The 2,353-nt window shown below is 34.1% G+C and carries 2 protein-coding genes; both read left to right on the forward strand.

Annotation, left to right across the window (positions count from 1 at the left end; all coding sequences use genetic code 11):
- The first annotated feature begins 292 nt into the window (after positions 1 to 292).
- Positions 293 to 937, forward strand: coding sequence for an NAD(P)-dependent oxidoreductase (locus AC1DUW_RS26170; protein ID WP_477643856.1), 645 nt, complete (start codon positions 293 to 295; stop codon positions 935 to 937).
- A 593-nt stretch (positions 938 to 1,530) separates the two neighbouring features.
- A partial coding sequence (gene galU, locus AC1DUW_RS26175) for a UTP--glucose-1-phosphate uridylyltransferase GalU (RefSeq protein WP_477643857.1) occupies positions 1,531 to 2,353 on the forward strand: 823 nt, incomplete at its 3' end.

The raw sequence follows: 2,353 nt of genomic DNA on the forward strand, positions 1-2,353 counted from the left end.
GGTATTAACTCCCTCTTTATTTACTTCTAAAAGAGATAGTATATGGATTCCTACTGAAAAGCGGGTACTAATAGACATTTTTTTCTCTCCTTTAAAATCTCTACTTTTAAGTATAAATTCCTTAACATGTAATTTGAGTAGTTACAAGTTAGTATTGCTCACAAAAGTTATTAGTAAACTAAAAGTTTGGATAAAATAAATTGACAAAACGTCAACCTGTAACTTATATTATTACATGTAAACAAATTAGTTACAAGTTGAATATAAAGACGATTATAGGAGGAGTTTTAAAATGAAAATAGCTATTATTGGTGCAAGTGGAAAAGCTGGAAGTCTGATTTATAAAGAAGCTATAGCTAGAGGCCACGAGGTTACGGCTATTGTCAGAGATGCAGCGAAAGTACAAAATAATCAAGGAGCTGCAGTTTTAGAAAAAGACGTATATGCTTTGAAGGCAGATGATGTTAAAGAATTTGATGTGGTCGTAAATGCGTTTGGGGCTGCTCCAGGGCATGAGCATCTACATGTTGAAGCTGGTAAAGTCTTAATTGAAGCTATGAAAGATGCACCTAATACTAAATTGCTTGTTGTTGGTGGTGCAGGAAGTCTGTTTGTTGATGAAGCGAAAACAACTCGCGTACTAGATACACCGGATTTTCCTAAAGAATACTTTGCAACAGCATCTAATCAATCTAAAAACCTTGAGGATTTACAAAATACTAGTGGAATTCAATGGACGTTTATCAGTCCTTCTGCATTCTTTGATCCACAAGGCAAAAGAACAGGTGGATATAAATTAGGGAAAGATAACATCCTTGTAAACTCAAAAGGAGAAAGTTATATAAGTTATGCTGACTTTGCTATTGCAGTATTAGATGAAATTGAAAGCCCTCAGCACATAAATGAACGCTTTACTGTTGTTTCGGAAGCTGAATAATTCGTAACGATTTATAAGTGTAAACTCAGATAGAAAAAATTAATGGCTTAATTAAAATATAGTCCAAAAACGGAGGGATTTTCAGTCTCTCCGTTTTTGTATTTGGTTTAGAGACCAACGGATAGAATAGTTGATGAATTAGTGTTAAAAGCATTATGAACTTTAAGAAATTTAGCATACATTTATATGTCAATCATGATATTTCAGTGTAGCAGGTGAATGATAAACAAAAAACTGAATGGAATATGTGATGTTTTTCTCTTGTCAAAGAGGGAAGAGGGGGAGTGCAGTTCCAAATTTGTCAAAGGAGTAGCTCATTAAGGGTTTGAACCATGTGATATAGTTGGAAATAGTATTAGACAGGCAGTCATCCCCAATTAAAAGGATTACTCTTAAGTATGGGTCTTAAAGTACCTAAGTATGAGTAATTGGGATGTAGTTATTAGATTAAAATTACATTTATGTATCCAATTACAATATAATTGGATTTTTTAGGGGAAAATGTTTACAAAAAACAAGTCTATGTTACTATAAATATGAGATTAAAAAACATAGTAGTTTTTTAAAAGGTTATATGAAGGAGCTACAAATTAATGAAAAAAATACAAAAGGCAATTATACCTGCAGCGGGATTGGGAACAAGGTTTTTACCTGCTACAAAGGCAATGCCAAAAGAAATGCTTCCAATCGTGGATAAACCAACTATTCAATATATTATAGAAGAAGCTGTARAATCAGGCATTGAAGATATTATTATTGTCACAGGAAAGAATAAACGTGCGATAGAAGATCACTTCGATAATGCCTATGAGCTAGAGAATAATTTGAGGGATCATGGAAAATTTGATTTATTGGAGAAAGTACAATATCCATCTAATTTAGCCAATATCCATTACATTAGACAGAAAGAACCGAAAGGCCTTGGACATGCTATCTGGTGTGCCCGTAATTTTATTGGGGATGAACCATTTGCCGTACTTTTAGGTGATGATATCGTTCAAAGCGAGGTACCTTCATTGCGYCAATTAATAAATGAATATGATGCGACAGGTTCGTCTATTATTGGAGTACAATCCGTWRATGAAAGCGAAACGCATCGGTATGGTATCATTGACCCGCTTACTCAAGATGGTAGAAGGTACGAAGTTAATAACTTTGTTGAAAAACCAGAACAAGGAACTGCTCCATCAAATTTAGCGATTATGGGGAGATATATTTTAACCCCAGAAATATTTCACTTTTTAGCTAAGCATGAAACTGGTGCTGGTGGTGAAATTCAATTAACCGATGCCATCCAAAAACTAAATGAAATCCAAACAGTATTTGCCTATGATTTTGAAGGGAAAAGACATGATGTCGGAGTTGTAGATGGCTTTGTAAAAACTACCATTGAATTTGCGCTGCAACGTCCTGAAT

This window comes from Peribacillus sp. P4_C12 (assembly GCF_056402095.1).

Coding starts and splice junctions, on each gene's coding strand:
- AC1DUW_RS26170 (WP_477643856.1), top strand. CDS start 293: ATGAAAATAGCTATTATTGGTGCAAGTGGAAAAGCTGGAAGTCTGATT.